The organism is Rufibacter sp. JT3400010 (assembly GCF_054956755.1).
In genome coordinates, this window is the sequence record NZ_JBUDXA010000027.1 from 1 (window position 1) to 18,310 (window position 18,310).

Annotated in this window: 18 protein-coding genes; 8 read left to right on the plus strand and 10 right to left on the minus strand. The window is 47.3% G+C overall.

Features of this window, described 5'->3' with window-relative positions:
- A partial coding sequence (locus tag ACY0JR_RS18810; protein ID WP_462635709.1) for a hypothetical protein occupies positions 1 to 756 on the minus strand: 756 nt, incomplete at its 3' end.
- 158 nt (positions 757 to 914) lie between these two features.
- Here ACY0JR_RS18810 and ACY0JR_RS18815 point away from each other — a divergent pair.
- Positions 915 to 1,148, plus strand: coding sequence for a hypothetical protein (locus ACY0JR_RS18815; protein WP_181306759.1), 234 nt, complete (start codon positions 915 to 917; stop codon positions 1,146 to 1,148).
- 103 nt (positions 1,149 to 1,251) lie between these two features.
- Here the strand turns inward: ACY0JR_RS18815 and ACY0JR_RS18820 are convergent, their stop codons facing one another.
- Together ACY0JR_RS18820 and ACY0JR_RS18825 are read right to left on the minus strand one after the other, a co-directional pair.
- On the minus strand, positions 1,252 to 1,812 hold the full coding sequence (locus ACY0JR_RS18820; RefSeq protein ID WP_462635710.1) for an Hsp20/alpha crystallin family protein: 561 nt from the start codon (positions 1,810 to 1,812) through the stop codon (positions 1,252 to 1,254).
- A 153-nt stretch (positions 1,813 to 1,965) separates the two neighbouring features.
- Positions 1,966 to 2,346, minus strand: a complete 381-nt coding sequence (locus ACY0JR_RS18825) for an Hsp20/alpha crystallin family protein (protein WP_462635711.1) — start codon at positions 2,344 to 2,346, stop codon at positions 1,966 to 1,968.
- Positions 2,347 to 2,901: 555 nt separating this feature from the next.
- On the opposite strand from ACY0JR_RS18825, the gene ACY0JR_RS18830 reads away from it, so the two are divergent.
- The 5 genes from ACY0JR_RS18830 (at position 2,902) to ACY0JR_RS18850 (ending at position 6,790) form a co-directional block, all read left to right on the plus strand.
- Entirely contained in the window at positions 2,902 to 3,342 is a 441-nt protein-coding gene (locus ACY0JR_RS18830) for a hypothetical protein (protein WP_462635712.1), read from the plus strand.
- 284 nt (positions 3,343 to 3,626) lie between these two features.
- Positions 3,627 to 4,127 (plus strand): DUF421 domain-containing protein, encoded by a 501-nt coding sequence (locus tag ACY0JR_RS18835; RefSeq protein ID WP_462635713.1) that lies wholly within the window; start codon positions 3,627 to 3,629, stop codon positions 4,125 to 4,127.
- A gap of 493 nt (positions 4,128 to 4,620) precedes the next feature.
- Complete coding sequence (locus ACY0JR_RS18840) at positions 4,621 to 5,886, plus strand: PAS domain-containing protein (protein ID WP_462635714.1); 1,266 nt, start codon at positions 4,621 to 4,623, stop codon at positions 5,884 to 5,886.
- Positions 5,887 to 5,922: 36 nt separating this feature from the next.
- A complete protein-coding gene (locus ACY0JR_RS18845) occupies positions 5,923 to 6,270 on the plus strand; it encodes a histidine kinase (RefSeq protein ID WP_462635715.1) in 348 nt (115 codons plus the stop codon).
- 112 nt (positions 6,271 to 6,382) lie between these two features.
- Positions 6,383 to 6,790: a SpoIIAA family protein gene (locus ACY0JR_RS18850; RefSeq protein WP_462635716.1), complete on the plus strand. Its 408-nt coding sequence runs from the start codon at positions 6,383 to 6,385 to the stop codon at positions 6,788 to 6,790.
- Between the two features lie 208 nt (positions 6,791 to 6,998).
- Here the strand turns inward: ACY0JR_RS18850 and ACY0JR_RS18855 are convergent, their stop codons facing one another.
- The 5 genes from ACY0JR_RS18855 to ACY0JR_RS18875 form a co-directional block, all read right to left on the minus strand.
- Positions 6,999 to 7,844: a DUF3298 and DUF4163 domain-containing protein gene (locus tag ACY0JR_RS18855; protein WP_462635717.1), complete on the minus strand. Its 846-nt coding sequence runs from the start codon at positions 7,842 to 7,844 to the stop codon at positions 6,999 to 7,001.
- 431 nt (positions 7,845 to 8,275) lie between these two features.
- Entirely contained in the window at positions 8,276 to 9,139 is an 864-nt protein-coding gene (locus ACY0JR_RS18860; protein WP_462635718.1) for an AAA family ATPase, read from the minus strand.
- Between the two features lie 20 nt (positions 9,140 to 9,159).
- Positions 9,160 to 10,632, minus strand: a complete 1,473-nt coding sequence (locus tag ACY0JR_RS18865) for an AAA family ATPase (protein WP_462635719.1) — start codon at positions 10,630 to 10,632, stop codon at positions 9,160 to 9,162.
- 58 nt (positions 10,633 to 10,690) lie between these two features.
- A complete protein-coding gene (locus tag ACY0JR_RS18870; RefSeq protein ID WP_462635720.1) occupies positions 10,691 to 13,072 on the minus strand; it encodes a ribonucleoside-diphosphate reductase subunit alpha in 2,382 nt (793 codons plus the stop codon).
- A 181-nt stretch (positions 13,073 to 13,253) separates the two neighbouring features.
- Entirely contained in the window at positions 13,254 to 14,213 is a 960-nt protein-coding gene (locus ACY0JR_RS18875) for a ribonucleoside-diphosphate reductase small subunit (RefSeq protein ID WP_462635721.1), read from the minus strand.
- Between the two features lie 1,141 nt (positions 14,214 to 15,354).
- Here ACY0JR_RS18875 and rplU point away from each other — a divergent pair.
- Positions 15,355 to 15,663, plus strand: a complete 309-nt coding sequence (gene rplU, locus ACY0JR_RS18880; protein ID WP_462635722.1) for a 50S ribosomal protein L21 — start codon at positions 15,355 to 15,357, stop codon at positions 15,661 to 15,663.
- A 74-nt stretch (positions 15,664 to 15,737) separates the two neighbouring features.
- Positions 15,738 to 16,037, plus strand: coding sequence for a 50S ribosomal protein L27 (gene rpmA, locus ACY0JR_RS18885; protein ID WP_462635723.1), 300 nt, complete (start codon positions 15,738 to 15,740; stop codon positions 16,035 to 16,037).
- 719 nt (positions 16,038 to 16,756) lie between these two features.
- On the opposite strand, the gene ACY0JR_RS18890 is transcribed toward rpmA, so the two are convergent.
- Positions 16,757 to 17,563, minus strand: coding sequence for a cyclase family protein (locus ACY0JR_RS18890; RefSeq protein ID WP_462635724.1), 807 nt, complete (start codon positions 17,561 to 17,563; stop codon positions 16,757 to 16,759).
- A gap of 53 nt (positions 17,564 to 17,616) precedes the next feature.
- Positions 17,617 to 18,300: a 2'-5' RNA ligase family protein gene (locus tag ACY0JR_RS18895; RefSeq protein ID WP_462635725.1), complete on the minus strand. Its 684-nt coding sequence runs from the start codon at positions 18,298 to 18,300 to the stop codon at positions 17,617 to 17,619.
- Positions 18,301 to 18,310: the final 10 nt, after the last annotated feature.

Here is an 18,310-nt window from a genome sequence, read left to right on the forward strand (position 1 = left end):
CGTGTAGTTGTAGATGTCAATGGCCTCGGCCAGCCGGTCTTTTTTAACCAACCGTAGAAGCTGCGGAATCAAAGAGATGCCTGCACCCACCAACAGCAGCGGAGACACGCTTGATCCACCATTCCCGCTGCGGAACTGTTGCGTGATACCAGCCACCATTAAGCCGGCCCCAGCCACATACATACCAGTTTGGATGTTCTGCCCCCGCTTGTAGTCTTGTAGCGCTTCTACGCTACCGGGGTTATCAGACAAGGCTACCCGCAGGTTTTTGTACGTAAGGGGCTGCAAGGGCTCATTCTCCTTAGAGAAGTAGTACACGCGCCGCTGCGAAGGATACCCGAAGCCTCCCATTCCGTAGCCCCCCATGCCATAACCACCGTAACCGCCCATTCCTATTCCAATGCCCGGGGCATACGAGTTGTAATCTGTGCGGTACACAAAGTAGGTAGACACGCGCCCGGCTTGTTCCCGTTGGGCAAAATTACTGAAGCGCCTACCGGCATCTACGCGGGCAAAGAAGCCTTCCTGGTTTTGGAAGAACTTTACCGTCTCAGGGGCATATTTCAGGGAGTCATCTAACAGGAAGAAGTTCTGTTTGAAAACGGGGCTCTTGAATTGAAGTCGGCTGGCGTACACGCGCTGGCCGGTATGCAGTTCTATAAAGTAAGGTTGCCCCGATGTAGTGCCTAGTTGGGCCCAGCTGCATTCTGCCGCGGCCCAGCAAAAGAAAACCAGTAAATATAATTTTTTTATCATAGCATTAAGTAAACGAAAAAGTGGCCTCTCTATGATAAAGCTAAAGAAAAAAAGATAAATGCGGTTGGCAGAGAAGATTATACGCCAGAAAGCGCAACGGCAGGCAAAAAATGAAGTAAAAGAGAAGAGCCTTATGTTTCACTTAACCTGAAGAGACCATGTTCATTGCCTTATGTATTTTATTGATTATAGCTTTGTTTGTCACCGTGTACTACGTACGAGCCAACAAAGCAGGTGCTGCCCCAGAGGGAACCACAACCCGCATTTCGGGCGGCGGACCTAACCAACCCGCTACTCCCGGCCAGACAACTCATAGTTCCATTAACCCAGGCAGTATTCCTGATAATTCCGGTACCGGAAACTCAGCCTTGAGCAGCGGTAGACAAGGATAGAAACACTCCATCCTCATTCATAAGAATCTTTCAGAAGTAGATAAAAACAGAAAGGCACCACATTTGTGGTGCCTTTCTGTTTAAATGTTTTCAGGCCACTTGCTTAGTGCTGACCATTCTCATGGGCTAAAGTAGCCTGCTTCTTCTTAGAGGAGGAAGTGTTGGTTTTCATTTCCTGCTCTGGGCTTTTCGTGTTTTCATCTAGCCTGATGGACTGCGTGTTGCCTTCCCGTACTTCTATGCGGCGGCGGGCAGTTTTCTGCTCGTCTTTAGGAACGCGCACATGCAGAATGCCATTCTCAAACACCGCTTCAATACTTTCAGGTTTTACGGTGTCTGGGAACTGGAAAGAGCGACTGAAAGAACCATACTGGCTTTCAATAAGGTGATAGCGTTTGTCTTTCTGCTCATTTTTAAATTGCCGCTCACCAGAGATAGTTAAACGTCCCTGCTGGTAATCCAGTTGAATGTCTTCTTTCTTCATGCCCGGTAGCGCCATCTCCAGCTCAAAGCCATTTTCGGTTTCGCAGGTGTCTACCAAAGGGCTGAACCTATTCAACCGCTCGCGGCTGTTCACAGAATCATTAAAGAATCGGTCCAGCATGCTGCTGAACGTCTGCGGCATCATGTCCTCAAAGCCGCTTCCTAAACGTTGAGTGTTCATAATTGTACCTTCTTTAATTGGTGAAACATAGGGCAGTTGGTTTCTGCCATAACTAAAACTTGCCTCAGAACACAGGGGCCGTTTACAGCCGGTTTTCTGGAAAGAAGCCAAGAAACAATTTAATAGGCTGTTCCCTGGCTTCTTTTATGTAGGTTACTGTTGCTCAATCTCCAGGAAACGTGGGCCTTGGGGCAGGTACGGGATGTGTACCCGCAACTCATTGCCTTCGTGCACCACTTTCAGACCATTGAAATCTACGTAGGGTGGCAACAGGAAATTCTGGTAAAACAGCGGAATCTGCATGGCCGGGTGTTGCTCACTCTGGTGCAAAGCCATAATGGTGAGTTGGTTTTTATCCAGTAACACCTGGCATTGCTCAGGAGATACACCTGGCAGCAACACCTGAAGAACCGCTCCTTTTTTACGTTTCACCATGTTCACCTGCGGCTGGACCACCCCGCCGCCAATGGTGTTGGTGACATCTATGTAGTGAGCTATGTTCTGTAAAAACTTCTTATCTTTGATCAGTTTCATGTTGCTTCTCCTCCTCCGGTCTTGATTTTCTAGAAGGCATATTGCAAAGTGCGTACCAATGCTTGTAGAGGTGTTTTTGAACCCTTGGCAAGACAGAATGGCAACTGTAAAAGGAAGTATAATGCTATTTTGGCAGTATAAAAACGACAGAAGTATGACAGGTTATTGGTCATTCTGTACAGCCATGAGGGCTTGTTATTTGCCGTGAAAACAATAGGGTTCATAGAAGAAATCAACAGTACTTTTCCGTTTTTCTACGTATAAGTAGGTATTCCTTCCGCTATGTATTTGTACGGGATTCTGCTGGAATACGGCAAATATGTTAACAGAAGCAAGCAGTGTTGTGCTGTTTTCACGGGAGTTGTCCTGTGAACATGAAGCCTTGGGAGTAAGTAAGTACATTAAGTTTTAAAGCTGATTACAAAACAATAGAACCTTAAGAGCAGATGTACCCTCTTGCGGAAGTCCTGTTTTGTAAGCAGCAATTTTGAGGGAGAGAGGCCAGCCGTTAAGGGGGATCTTTCAGTTGTGTAAGGCTGTGCTATTTGAGATTATATGAAACAAATTTACTATCAGGCTCCTGGTCTTACCTTGAGCTTTGACCCAGAGCGGTTGGTGGCGTATGCGGTTTGGAACGGGTTTTTAAGTAGCCATGAATTTCAGGAAGCATCTTTAGCGTGTATTGAACTAATAGAGAAGAAAGGAATTACCCGTTGGTTCGCCGACAACCGTAAGATGAAAGCCATTCGGCAAGCAGACCAGCAATGGTTTCTGGAGAACATCATGCCCCGTATGTTGCAGAGCTGTTTGCTGAGAATGGCAACCTTAGTGTCTGAAGACTTATTTAACAAAATGGCTGTAGAGCAGTTGCTGCAGCGCGCAGGGCATATTGATCAGTTGGTGCTCCGTGATTTTGATGAGGAAAAGAAAGCTTTGTTCTGGCTAATGGCGCCTCTGGACAAATCTATCTCATCTAAAAGCAACGTGTCGCTATAACTTTTCTTCTGCTTATTCTTTCATATAATACAACCCTGCTGAGTAACCGGCTTACCTGTAAGGTCTGGTTCAGGGTTGCTATATTTCAGAAGGACTAAAGCCTGACTGACCAAATCTTATATTCAGAAAAAGATATTCTTGCAAAAGGTGTTTTCAGGTCATTTTAAGATTTGGGCTCCTAAACGGGAACTGCCGCAAGCAAATAGAAAGCTGACAACGGAAAGATTTTGCCTGCTTAGTAGAAGAATAGAAACCCTCTTTGGTTGGTTCCGTTTGTTTATGCCATGGAAACTCTTGACTTCATACTGGGCATTGGTGAGAAAGATCTGAACTGGTGGCAAATGTCCTTGCGGGCAGTAATAGTCTTCTTCATTGCGTTGGTATATGTGCGTATTGCCAACAAGCGCATTTTTGGCAGACACAGCGCCTTTGACATTGTGCTGGGCGTTATGTATGGTTCTATCATGAGCCGGGCCATTACCGGCAACTCTCCCTTCTACCCTACGCTTGCCGCTGGTCTGGTGCTCATCTTACTGCACCGGCTTATGGCGGCGCTTGCGTATAAAGCCGGAGGTTCTGTCAGCAACATGATCAAAGGCAGAACGGTGACCCTGGTCAAAGACGGAAAATTCCTGAGAGAGGTCATGCGAGCGCATAACATAACGGAGAACGATGTCCTGGAAACGCTCCGGACCAACGGAAGCCCCGAAGATGTCAGCAAAGTGTCAACGGCTTGTTTAGAACGCAGCGGCAGCATCAGCGTGGTGATGCAAGACGATAAGTAAGCTGCCTGACAGCCACTTACGTTCCCTCGCTCCTCCCGTACGCATGTGAGCTACCTGCGGCCTCTGGCCGTTTCTCTGCTCATTTTAGATAAACGTCCTCAAAACGGCGAGACACCGCAAGTAACCCACAAGCGTACGGGAGGCGAGCGAGAACATCATTGCTTTCACTCTTCTTGGTGTTCTCACCAATAGTTCAAACGCGGCATCTTTCTGCTTGCTGATGATAACACGCCGCAAGGGTGAGGTATTTGCCTAGCCTTGCGAAACAGGTACAAAGCAGTTTGTCTCCGTTATATCATATTTTAGTTGCAACTTGCCGCGTTTGTAAAGGCGTACGGAGTTCCAGAAATTTCAGGGATTCTAAGGCAGGTGAGGAAGAATGGCTGTTGCAGGCTAGATAGAGGTTTGTCTTCGTCTGGTTTGCATTGAAAACATTCACCCTACAGGAGCGGTTTAAGCTCTTTTATGTACTCTACAGTAACTTTCTTTTGAAATGGATTTTTCAAAAATATTCCAGCATGTGCCAGACAACCTGGTGGTTATTTCCCCAGATTTCAAGATCGTAGCCGCTACAGATGCCTATCTGCGTATTACCAGACGGAAAATGGAAGATGTGCAGGGCCTGCACTTCTTGTTGGAAGCCTACCCAGACAAAGATTACTCTTTTGAGGAAAACCCGGTTCGTCTATCCATTGACAGGGTGCTGCAGACAAAGCAGATAGACCACATGGACCTGGTGCGGTATCACATTGCCCTGCCAGAAGCAGATGGCGGTGGTTTCTATGAGAGTTTTTGGGAAGCATCGCATACGCCCATTCTGGACAGCGCAGGTAATGTTGAATACATCATTCAGAAGACCACAGACGTGACAGAGCGGGAACTTGCTAAGCAGGCGCACCAAGAAAGCGAGAACAAGTTCCGGATCATGACAGACACGGTGCCGCAGTTGATTTACACTCTTAATCAAGAAGGCCAAGTAACGTACGTGAATGAACGCTTCGTGAAATATACTGGCCTACCGGCCGAGCAAATCATGGCTTCGCCCACGGGGTTTCTGGACGCCATTCACCCAGAGGACCAGGAAAGCTTTCTGGCCCGGGCGCAGGAGTATTTCCAGAAGCAGGAAGAGTTCCAGGCCGAGATCAGAATGCGCGACCATGAGGGCAACTACCGCTGGTTTGTGAAGAAGTGCTCGCCTGTGCTGCTAACCCCAGACAAGGTTTCCCTATGGGTAGGCAGCGCCACAGACATTCACTCTACCAAACAGATGGTACAAGAATTGCTGGAGAGCAACGAGCAAATGTCGCTGCTGTCTGACCAGGTGCACATAGCCCTGCTAAAGGCCCAGTCTGAGCGGCAGACCTTGGAGAACATGATCATGAACGCACCAGCTATCTTCTGTACTATGAGAGGCCCAGAGCATCGGTTTCACTTGATTAACCCACGTTACCAAGCGCTCTTCCCAGACCGCGCGCTACAAGGCAAAACGGTGGCAGAGGCTATACCAGAAGCGGCAGAACAGGGCTTTGTGGGGTTGCTGGACCAAGTGTATACGACCGGGCAGGCGTTTGCGGCAGATGAGATTCTGTTCCAGCGCAAGCGGCAAGACACGGGAGCCGTAGAAGATGTGTATCTCACGCTCAATTACCAGCCTATCTTTGACGAGAACAAAGAAACAAGTGGTATCTTAGTTTTCGGGTATGAGATCACTGAGCATGTAAGGCTGCGCGAAAGCCTGCAAAAACAACACACCCGCTAAGAAACGCATGGGTTCTACTGACTATACACGCTTTACATGAACGCTGCCCAAAGTGATCTTCAGCAATTCAGGATAAAGCTGATTCTTTTCAAGTCTAAAGTACGCTCTGCGGTGTACGGCGGCACGCCAGACATGGAGTTCTTCTCCTCGGGCGGACCCGTGAGCCAATGGTTCAGGACCATTGGCGCAGTGCGCTATAGCCATCTGCCCGAGTTCAGCACCATGTCCAGGCTGTATACCGAACTGCTGACCACTGCCACACATCTGATAAGCCTCTACCGCTCTGGCAAGATAGAGGAAGCCCATGACGGTCTCAAAGACATAGAAAAGCTTTCTGAACAACTAACCAGCCTTATCTCTACGTTGGAGGTGAGATTGGTGTAAACCTGAAGACTCAGCAGCGAACAGGCTTACCAAGTTTACCCACTTCCGTTTTTCCTTTATCTCCCCCATTCTCGTACATAACCTCAATTGATTTGGCACAACTTTACTAGATATGGTCATTACCTACTTCAAAAGCTCCGTTTTCACGCTTACCTATGACGACCAGCCCCAATTGGTGATTGCCGAGGCTACCGGGTTCCTGAACAGCGAAGAGTTTAGGGAGGCCATTACTGCGTGCGTACAACTCATGCAAGAACACAAGCCCCTGCGCTGGCTCGCCGATAACCGGAAGATGAAAGCCATTAGGCAGGCAGACCAGGCGTGGTTTCAGGAGTTCGCCCTTCCTGCGCTTAAAGACAGTACCATCCGGCGGAACGCCACGGTGGCTTCTGAGGATATTTTCAATCAAATGGCCGTAGAACAGCTCATGAAACGCGCCGGAGACTTAGGTGACATGTTGCTGATGGAATTTAAAAGCCGGGAAGAAGCGCTGGCCTGGGTCTTGCACCCTATTGATTGAGAAAGCAGTTGAACCACGTACCGTACAGACTGAGAAAGGAAGCACCTAGCGCTTCCTTTTCTGTTTTTAGGCTATTAATTGCACAAAGCGAAGTGCCCGCTGCGTTTTAAGCTGGTTTTCCAGAAAGGAGCACTAAACCCGAAGAAGTCTTACCGTTGCTTCAACTTAAACCGAGGTCTGATCTTAACAGAAAAGCCGTATTAGGTGGTTAAGGCTTGGGAGCATAGACAGGCTTGAGCAGGCGTTGTAGCTGAGAATAGGGCAACAGCAATTCGGTGGGCCCGAAGGCGTAGGCGTAGGCGTTCACCTCATAGGCATTGTAGTACAACCGCAACCCTTTCTCTGTAAGCGCCGCGTTCTGCGGAAAAGGGAGCTTGCCTGCCTGCGTATAAAAGCCCTGAGTCTCAAAAGATTCCGCCCCCAGTTCCCGCACTTTCCTGAACTCCTGTTCCACCAGCTTTTTCAAGGCAACGGTATCTGTGACCAGCTCTGTAACCCGAAGCGCGTGGCCGGTGCTGTCAAAGCTTTGCAGCGTGGTTACGTCATACCCGTGCGCCCCGCCGCTGTAGCCCACCGCGTTCATCTCCAAAGAAACCAGGGCCGGGGTTTGGTACAGTACTTTAGAAGAAATAGTCAGTTGCCACCCAATGTTGGTAGCCGCCTCCGGGAATTCTTTTCTACTCAACGCATATTGGTGCAGAAACTCCTTCGCGGTCAACTCCGCAGGGTTGCCGGGTTGACTGAGGTCGGCGTCTGGGTTATTGGTGAACTGCTGCCGGAGCAGGTACTCCCGAATGTACTGGTTCACAGAATCACGCAAGGCACCCGGATCGCCCTCGGCTACGAAATACTGGATTTCTACCTTCGCGCAGGTGTCTGCCTGGCAAAGCTCTGATTGCCGCCGTAAAAGCTCAGACCGCAGGTTCAGCTCCTGCCCTGCCTGGGTGGTTGGCGCGTTTGCTTCTGTGGCTGGCGTGGAAGTTTCTGTAGCAGATTGGCAGGAAAACAACAGACTGCCCGCTAGCGCCAGCAGCATAAATGTATACTTGTACATGAAAGATGAAATTGGTACTACCGTAGTTATACGGATGTTCACTCGTTTGGAGCCTGTTTTTAGGAAAGAAGGCGGAAAAGGAAAGCTTTTGGGAATTAAATCAATAATGAAAACTTTCTACTCTCAAATTTGTGCTTAAGGTGCGAAAATGATTCTTTTGCAAGAACAATACCTGCCACGCCTCTGATTTAAGCGCACCCGGGCAGGTTTTTTATTTTATTACGATGCTAAACTTTGCGGTGCTTCCAGCCCTTGTTGGTGTTCTCACCAACAAGCAGATTTCGTTTCAGTCAGGCAGTTTAACAGATGTGCGTTTTAGTGCTGTTTTTCTGATTATAGACAAAAAGCGGAAGTGCCGTTAGATGTTGGAACCGCAGTTTTGAATGTTGGTGATAACACCAACATTGGCACAAGCAAAGAAAGGGTGTAAATTAAAGTTTAGCATAGATCATGTGCAGAGTATCACTAATATATCCTGAAAGTTCTTGAACGCTCATCGTATCTGTTCTGTGATCTCTGTCGATAGTCCCGTGATGGTCATTCATAGATACTAAATTCAATTCACGCAATTCCTGTATAACATTTACTTTATCGTCTCTAAATGCACAGTTACTAGCTTCCAAAATATCAATCATAGTACCGAGCCCAGATTTACCTGTATAAGGACCAACTGTGGAACCATCAGCTTTTACGTGAATATTGTTTAGATAATTATGGAATCTAAACTTGATGTTGTTCTCTAATACTATTCTAATCTCACCCCTTACTGTTTTTATTTTGTCCTCTTTTGGATTGTTGATAAACTCATCAAAAGCTTTTAGAGATCTAAAGTACTCACTTTGCATCTCTTCCTCAATTGAATTAAATTCTTCTATAATGCCGCCGTATACAATGCGTAGAACTTTGGGATTGCCGGAGTTCGCATGCTCGTAAAGGTTATAAATAAAATTCTCGTTGTGGCTTAACGTGATAACTTGCTTAGCTTTTCCAATCAAATTAGTAATAGCAGTGATGGTTCTCTGTCTTCTTTGCTTATCAAGGCTGGAAATAGGGTCATCAAAGACTATAACCTTATTAGAAATATCGTCCATTTCCAATTTTGCAAGGAAAAAAGCAAAAGCTAAAGCAGTCTTATCCCCCTCGCTTAAAGAATACTTAAAAATTGGAGTCTCAGAACTGTCATTAAAGCTTATAGGAGTTCCGTTCAAAGTTAAGACATATTGAATTAGTGGCTCTTTACTTGAACCGACATAATTGCTTGCAATTTCCGTCAGTTTGAACGGTGAACCTGGCATTAACCGTTTGATATGTTCATTTATTTTTTCTCCATATTTTTCAAAAAACCTTCCTGATTCATTTGATAATTTTGTTTGTAAATCTTTCTTTTGTTGTTAGCCGAAATACTATCTGCTAAAACTAGATAATCGCTGCAGGCTTCTGCAAGTTCACCATGGCGCTTTCCCTGTATAATAATCTTAATTAACTGAGATTCAAGCTCAGAGAGATTGCTGTTAGAAAGCTCAGATTTAAACTCTTCAATCCTAGAGCACAGTATAGCTATACTTTCATTGTACTTAATTATACCATTGTTGACTTGATCGATTTCCTCACTAAAATTAGACAGTTCCTGTATGCTAGTTCCAATAAGAACATTCTGTGTTTTCTTATTGACTACGTTCCTAATCTCGTCAAATCGTTTATCGAACAATTTGTTGTCAAATTTTATAGAAAAGGCGTCTTTGTTGATAGGTATGTATTGATTCCAGAAACTTATTAACTCTTTATTTGCGCTTGACTCTCTTTCTAGCTTAAGTACTAAATTTGAAATATTTACTTTGCTTAAGCTAAGTGCGTGATTTTGTATGTCTTTATGAAAAGTTTGATATTCACTATTAAAATACTGCCTATATGCTTCAAGAATAGGAGTGTCTTCTGTCAAAGGACTTTGGCAAAATGGGCACTCTTGGTCTTTACAGCTATTTTCTGACAAGTCTAGGGCCTTTACTCCTGTAGTTAGCCATTCTCCAGAGTTTGTAATCCCTTTTTCTGCTAGGATAGACTTATGACTGTCAACATATTTAATAAATCCTTCTGAGATTGAAATAAGAGATCTTTTCAGGTCATTTTCTAGCTTTTCTATGTCAAAGGGAAGAGTTACCAGATTAATAGACTTAGGTTTAGCTGTATTACTGATTTTGACTATCTCTTTTGAATTCGAAATTTTCTGCTCAGTATCTAACCTTTTGTCTTCTATATCTTTCTCAATAGGTAGTTTTAAAAAGTCCTTTAAAGGAAAGCTTCCAATTTGCTTTTCAATTGAGTAACCAAGAGTTTTAAGGTCTTTATTCTGTAGGTCTATCTCTTCCTTTATTTTCTTTATCTCTTGAGCTAATTTTACACCTTCCGAGCCGATTACGAATTTGTATAAGTTTTTAGCATGAGAGGTTGAAGGTTCTACTCCAGAAAATATATTATCATTAACAAAAAATACATCAAATATTTCAATAGTTGGAAGTTCTTGTGAGGCTTGCCAGCTTCCATTTGAAAAAGAATGAGTGCATTTGTCAGATTGTATCCTAATTGATTGTTTAGTCGCACCAACCGTTCTTCTTTTTAAGATATTATCTGCAGAGTTTGTAGAAAGAGACCTTATTATACTTGTTAAAGTTGTCTTCCCGTGACCGTTTTCAGCATAGATAATAGTTGAAGGTTTTAGTTCAACATCTCCCTTGCATTGATAGTTAGAGAATTTGCCTACTCCTTTTATCTCTATAAATTTCCTAATCATATCTAATAGATTTTAGCAAAAAGGCCACCCTTATGAGGTGGCCTTTTGTTAGCTTAATTTATGAACCGCAAGCCTCGCAAGCGTCTGGGTTGTCCAGGCTACAGGCCATGTCGCTTAGGTTCTGCTCAACGGCGGTGTACATGGGCGCCAGAGTTTCGGCGGCTTGTTTCTCTACCGTGAACTTGATGGCATCGGCGGCGGCTTTGGTGCGCAGGTAGTACATACCGGTTTTGAGGCCGCGTTTCCAGCTGTGGAAGTGCATAGAGGTCAGTTTCCCGAAGTTCACGTTAGACACGTGCAGGTTCAGGCTTTGGCTCTGGCAGATGTAGGCACCGCGGTCGGCAGACATGTCAATCACCGTCCGCTGGCTGATTTCCCATACCGTCTTGTACAGGTCTTTGATATGCTGCGGAATGTTGGAAATACCCTGCACCGAGCCGTTGGCCGCAATGATGGCATTCTTCATCTGGTCATTCCACAGGCCTAGCGCAATCAGGTCGTTCAGCAAGTGCTTGTTCACCACCATGAACTCCCCGCTCAGCACGCGACGCACGTAGATGTTAGAGGTGTAAGGCTCAAAGCCCTCGTTGTTCCCCAGAATCTGCGAAGTAGAAGCGGTTGGCATAGGCGCTACTAACAAAGAGTTGCGTACGCCGTGCTCTACCACTTCCTGTCTTAGCGCTTCCCAGTCCCAACGGCCGCTGTCTGGTTTTACGCCCCACATGTCAAACTGGAAGATACCCCGGCTGATAGGCGAACCTTCAAATGTTTCATACGGTCCCAGTTTCTTCGCCAGATCTTTAGAAGCCGTCATGGCTGCAAAGTAAATGGTCTCAAAAATCTCCTTGTTCAGGCGGGCCGCCTCTTCGCTCTCAAACGGCATGCGCAGTTGCAGGAACGCATCGGCCAGACCCTGCACACCCAGGCCAATTGGCCGGTGGCGCATGTTGGATTTCTTGGCTTCGGGTACCGGATAATAGTTGATGTCAATAACCTTGTTCAGGTTCTTGGTAACGGTATAGGTAACCTCGTAGAGTTTGTCGTGGTCAAATTTCTTAACCCCATTCTCTTCTTTGATGTAGCGCGGCAGGGCCAGAGACGCCAGGTTACACACGGCAATCTCATCAGCATCGGTGTACTCAATGATCTCGGTGCAGAGGTTGGAGCTCTTGATGGTACCCAGGTTCTGTTGGTTAGACTTGCCGTTGGCGTGGTCCTTGAACAGCATGTACGGCGTACCGGTTTCGGTCTGGGCTTCCAGAATAGCGAACCACAGTTCCTGCGCTTTGATCGTTTTGCGGGCTTTGCCTTCGCGCTCGTATTTCTCATACAAACGCTCAAAGTCTTTGCCCCAGGTGTCAGACAAGCCAGGGCACTCGTTCGGGCACATCAGGCTCCAGTCGCCGTTGGCTTCTACGCGCTTCATGAACAAATCTGGGGTCCAGAGGGCCAGGAACAAGTCGCGGGTACGCATTTCCTCTTTCCCGTGGTTCTTGCGCAGGTCCAGGAATTCGAAGATATCTGCGTGCCACGGCTCCAGGTAAATCGCGAAGGCGCCTTTGCGTTTTCCGCCGCCCTGGTCTACGTAACGGGCCGTGTCATTGAACACTTTCAACATCGGCACAAGGCCATTAGACGTACCGTTGGTGCCTTTGATGTAAGAACCCGTGGCTCTGATGTTGTGCGCCGCCAGACCAATACCACCCGCGCTCTGCGAGATCAAAGCACAGTTCTTCAAGGTGTCATAGATACCCGGAATACTGTCCTCTTTCATGGTGAGCAGGAAGCACGAGGACAACTGTGGCTTTGGCGTACCGGCGTTGAAAAGAGTTGGCGTTGCGTGCGTGAACCACTTCTCAGACATGAGGTTGTAGGTCTCAATGGCTGAGTCAATGTCGTTCTTATGGATACCTACAGCCACACGCATAAGCATGTGCTGCGGACGCTCTACTACTTTGCCGTGCAGACGCAACAAGTACGAACGCTCCAGGGTTTTGTATCCGAAGTAGTCATAGTTGTAGTCACGGTCATAGATGATGCTGGAGTCCAGCAGGGCCGCGTTTTTCTTGATGATCTCAAAGACATCCTTCGCAATCAAAGACGCGTTCTCACCTGTTTTAGGATCTTCATAGGTGTAGAGCTGGCGCATGGTGTTGAAGAACGACTTCTGGGTCACCTTGTGCAAGCTGGAGATAGCAATGCGCGCCGCCAGAATGGCGTAGTCGGGGTGCTTGGTTGTCATGGAAGCCGAGGTTTCCGCCGCCAGGTTGTCCAGCTCTACGGTGGTCACGCCATCGTAAATACCGTCAATTACCTTTTTGGCTACCTCAATGGGGCTTACAAATGACATGTTCAGACCATAGCACAGTTTCTCTATGCGGGCCGTGATTTTATCAAACTTGACCGACTCCCTGCGGCCGTCTCTTTTTACAACTAACATACGCTTACACTAATAGGTGATAGATGGCGTACCATCCAGATATTTCTCTCCCCTGCGCCTAAGCGCCCGGGTATGCTTTGGTTATGAATTTTGAAAGGCTTGTTCCCCAACCGATTGTTGGTTTTGGGCCTGCTTTTAGGAAAACAGCCCCAAAGCGCTTTAGGGCTGTTTGGGTGTGGTATTAAAAATCTTCGTCCAGAGAGAATACGTTGGCGTCACGGTCGCTCATCACGCCCGATTTCTGGTACTCGCCCACACGTTTCTCAAAGAAGTTGGTTTTGCCTTGCAGGGAGATCATCTCCATGAAGTCAAATGGATTGGTGGCATTGTAGATTTTGCTGCAACCCAAGGCTACCAGCAGGCGGTCGGCCACGAACTCGATGTATTGGCTCATCAGTTTTGCGTTCATCCCTATGAGGTCTACGGGCAGGGCATCGGTCACAAATTCCTGTTCAATGCTCACTGCGTCGCGGATGATGGTTTGTACGCGCTCCTCGGGTAACTTGTTCTGCAGCATGCCATACAGCAGGCAAGCAAAGTCGCAGTGCAGTCCTTCGTCACGGGAGATCAATTCATTGGAGAAGGTGAGGCCCGGCATGAGGCCGCGTTTCTTGAGCCAGAACAGAGAGCAGAAAGAACCAGAGAAGAAAATGCCTTCTACGGCCGCAAACGCAATCAAACGCTCGGTGAAGTTTTCAGAGTTGATCCATTTCAAGGCCCACTCGCCTTTTTTCTTCACGCAGTCTACCGTCTCCAACGCGTTGAACAGGCGGTCTTTTTCTTGCGGGTCTTTAATATAGGTGTCAATGAGCAGCGAGTAGGTCTCTGAGTGGATGTTCTCCATCATGATTTGGAACCCGTAGAAACAACGCGCCTCTGGCAACTGCACTTCCTGCATGAAGTTAATGGCCAGGTTCTCGTTCACAATTCCGTCTGAGGCGGCAAAGAAGGCCAGGACGTGGCTGATGAAGTGGCGCTCGCCGTCATTCAGCTTCTCCCAGTCTTTCAGGTCCGGCGACAGGTCAATCTCTTCGGCCGTCCAGAAACTAGCCTCTGCTTTCTTGTACATCTGCCACACGGCATCGTTTTGGATGGGGAACAGGACAAAGCGGTTCGGGTTTTCTTGTAATAAAGGCTCCATAGACATAACGGTTTTTGCTCTAAGCTAAGGTAAAAGTTGCGCCACCTAAGCGCGGTTCTCGGCTGGTGGCAACTACTGAACTTCAACGTTTAGAAGGGTTTGCTCCGGCTTGAGATTTCAAATATAGGGACAAATACGTCGTTTGCCCTGTTGATGAAGTCTAATTTATCCATTTCTTATACAGCGGTTATCCACATTTTAAGTTGTTGATTATCAGCGAAATAAAATATTATCAAAATTAGAAACCTTAAATATAGCGTTTAGGCTATAGCCAAAAGCATGGTTTCTTTCAGGATAGCAACTGGCCTCAGAAGTGCCGTGGTTATTTCCTGGTAACCAGCTTGGAAGCATCTTACGCATAGCTCGCACCAGCAAAACCGACGGGGTAGGAAAAGGTTGAAACCGAGAGAAGTTACTGGTTTGTAAGGAAGGGTTTGGGTGGGTAGGTTATGGTGAATTTGATTTGCCGCAACAAACCTAGTGGAGGAATTTAAGAGCAATCAAGCTTAGGTTGGATGCGGGAGGCTCAAGGGTGTTGGAAAGAACTATGTGCAGTTCTGCGGATGGTTCCCGATGAGTCTGGAGACTCGCTTCATCCGGTGTCACGAGACTGGAGTCTCGCGCCAGTGCTTTTTGGATCTGTGAGGTCTTAGGACTTCACAGGTTTTTAGGCTGTTTTCTGGAAATCTGATCAAAAAGGAACGTAACAAAGCTTTGGTTTGCTCTTGGTAACCAGAGTATTGCCTTTTGAGTGGCGTCTACATGCTCCTCGTTGGTAGGTGAAGCGAGTTGCGGAAACAATTCCATGATTTCGCTTGACTTTGCTCTGGGTAATTTCTACTTTCAACTACATTTCTACTGCAGGCGGTGCCACCTAAACCGACCTATATTACACATTTTTTGCCGCCTTTTTTAGGTGGTCCTATCTTATTGTGTGTTTATCCACTTGTAACTTGTTGATTATCAATATAGATTTGGTTTATCCACTCTAGTTATCCACATATTGGGGGATAACTCACAACCCATTCAAAACCAAGGAACTAACCAACTGCAGAACAATCAAAAATGCAAGAGGGCATTTGGATATTAACGGGCGTATTTCTACCTTTGCGGTTCAATTTTTTAAAAATATCGTAAGCTGATGTACGCAATTGTAGAAATCGCTGGTATCCAGACGAAAGTAGAGAGCGGTAAGTTCTTCTACACTAACAAGCTTTCCGGCAATGAGGGTGACGCCGTAGAGTTCGCCAATGTTCTTTTAACTGATGACAACGGAACTTTAACCGTAGGTGCTCCCTTTGTAGACGGAGTAAAAGTAACTGGAACCATCCAGGGACATGCCAAAGGTGACAAAGTGATCGTCTTCAAGAAGAAAAGAAGAAAAGGCTACAAGAAGAAAAACGGTCACCGCCAACAGTTCACCAAAGTGTTGATCAACACCATTGGTTAATATTATTGAGGTAAAAGTAAATTATTGTAGAACCTATTCCTGGGGTTTCTTTCCGGGATTAAAATAGACTAGAAATGGCTCACAAAAAAGGTGTCGGTAGTTCTAACAACGGCCGCGAATCGCATTCCAAACGCTTAGGCGTGAAAATTTTTGGTGGTCAAACCATCAACGCTGGTAACATCATCGTGCGTCAGCGCGGTACAGCACACCATCCAGGTGCCAACGTAGGTATTGGTAAAGACCATACCCTGTTTGCTTTGACAGATGGTATCGTGTCTTTCAAAAAAGGCGTGAAGAACCGTTCTTTCGTATCTGTTCTTCCAGCAGAAACGGCTGCCGTAGCTACTACTCCTTCTGAAGAAGTAACGGCCTAAGCATTCCTTCGGCTTCTGCCGAACAAGAAAAAACAAAGAAGGCTGCCCACAAGGCAGCCTTCTTTGTTTTAGGGCTACTCCGCCCTTCGGGCATTCCTCCTAAACTTAGGACGGGAGTTGGCTCTAGATTTGGAGAAAACGGTATTGGCACAGATGCTCGCAAGTCTAAAGACGCTGCGAGGTCTTTTGCGTGGGCGGTATTGTAGGGTGTACCGGAACCTGTCCTTCAAGAAGTAGAAGTTGATTCAGCAAAAGGAGGTTTGAGGCTCTCGCCTCATGGAAGTTGCAAACTTCCGGTCATGGTAGGTCCAAGTTGAAAACTTGAACCATGTTTTTTTGGGAACCGGAACCTACACCTACGAGGCGGGAAATACGCCTTTACAGGAGATAGGAATGCGTGAGAGACAAGGCAGTGCCTGGTCTCTACAGGTTCTATCACCACCACATCTGCTACTCTCCACTTGATTGTACGAAAGTCACGGAAGTAACTTCCGCGCCATAGTGGTCTATTATCCCTGTTCCAACATTATCACCACTGTTGCCACTTTCCCCTTTCCAGTCTTCCCCGAGCGCGCACGGAGGGAGACCATGCAACAACAAAGCATAAGGGCGCCGCGTCAACCACCCGCCACGCCAGCAACAGGCAAACTACATGCACAAAATATAACCAGTGCTAGGCAAATTGCATGCCCAAGAAAGCTACGGAAAAGCTACTCAGCTCAATGCGGTGCCTCCACAAAAGAAACATTCCCTTCATCCGCGCCAAGCGCCAACGCATACAACACCGGTTTGCTGGGGCTTGCATCCAACACCAAGCTCGTTACCTGTAAATTCAATAGATACCAGCCATCGGGCACCGTATCTGGTACAAAAACCAGCTCGGTTATGGTGGCGTGGGTGCGAGTGTTATGAGGGTATTGCCAGAAGGCATGGTGGGCCAGCAAGGTGCCGCCGTCTTCTTCGCGGTCTACTGATGGTAAATCCAATAGGAGGTGCTCTACGCCGTGCTGGGCCAGGAACTCGGCTAAAGTTGGTTCCAGGTAGGTGGGATTAGTGCCGGAGTACTGTGCGGTGCGTTTGCTTTCCAGGTTGGGAAGCGTGCGCAAGACCAATGCTTCCGGTAAGTTATTGACGTCTATTTGGGTTAGTACATCTTTCGCTAGTACTATCAGGTCCCCGTTGGGCTGAGGCTGGGGCGTGGCCGAGACGACTTGCGCCACAAACAGGAAGCGGTGCAGGCACTTGTCTAAGGTAGCGACGGGGTCTGGCGAGATGTGCCCGTAACACTCCGTGTGGGTGCCGTTGCCGTGGGGCGTGAGGTGGACACGCTGGTAGTTGGTGGAGCCGCCCTGGGCCACGTTTCCTACAAAGTCGCCAAAGGTAATGGTTTCTACCTGCACGGGTTCGGCCCAAAAGCAATTGACCTGATCCGGGCCAGGGGTTAGCGGCAAAGATATATCCAGTGGTTGCAGCGGGTTGAAGTGGTAGGTGCGGTTGCGGAAGGTAATAGTGGCGGCGGAAAGCATAGGCGGCGTTTTAACCTGTTTTCCCGAAAATAACTTAAAAAAGGGATACGTGGTTATTGCAACTCAAAAGTAGCCAAGGTTTGAGTGGTGGCTTTGCGTTGGTACCAGTCATGACACACCAGTTCTAGGGTATTGATTTTAGAGGTGCCAAATACCCTTTTACGGCATTCTTCCAATTGCTGCAGGAACTTCTGCGGATTAATGAGCGGCTTCCTGAACCGTACCACGGTGCTATGGGCGGTAGAGATGGTATAGCGTTGGTCAATGGACTGCTGTAACGTTGCGCCACCAAAAGCCTTCCGAACGTTGTCGCGCACCTGTTCCAGCGTGTCGTTTCTGGGAAAACCTTGTATGAGTACGCAGGAGGGCGAAGCGGTTAACCCGGCATAGGCAATCTCAAAGGAAGGTATGTCTTGTAAGGCGCCTTGCAGCAGGTCAATGTACGATTGTGGCTCAATGAGGTCTGCCGTGAAACCCGGATAACAGGAGATAAGGGATAGGACGGTCAAATGGATGTCAGACGCCGGGTAGTAGTACTGCGCTGGTTCTAGTTTCGCCAAATCATGCAGCAATTCCTGAATCTCTTGTTTTACTTTGGAGGACGGGCGGGCCAGCAAAGTGAGGCCCCGGCGGGTGTCAGTGGGAGAGTCAAGGAGTGGGTCAAGTTCGTACCGGCCCTCTGCCATTTCTCCTGCGGCGTGTTCCCATAACTGGGTGTAGTGTTCTCGTAAATTCATGAGCAGGGGG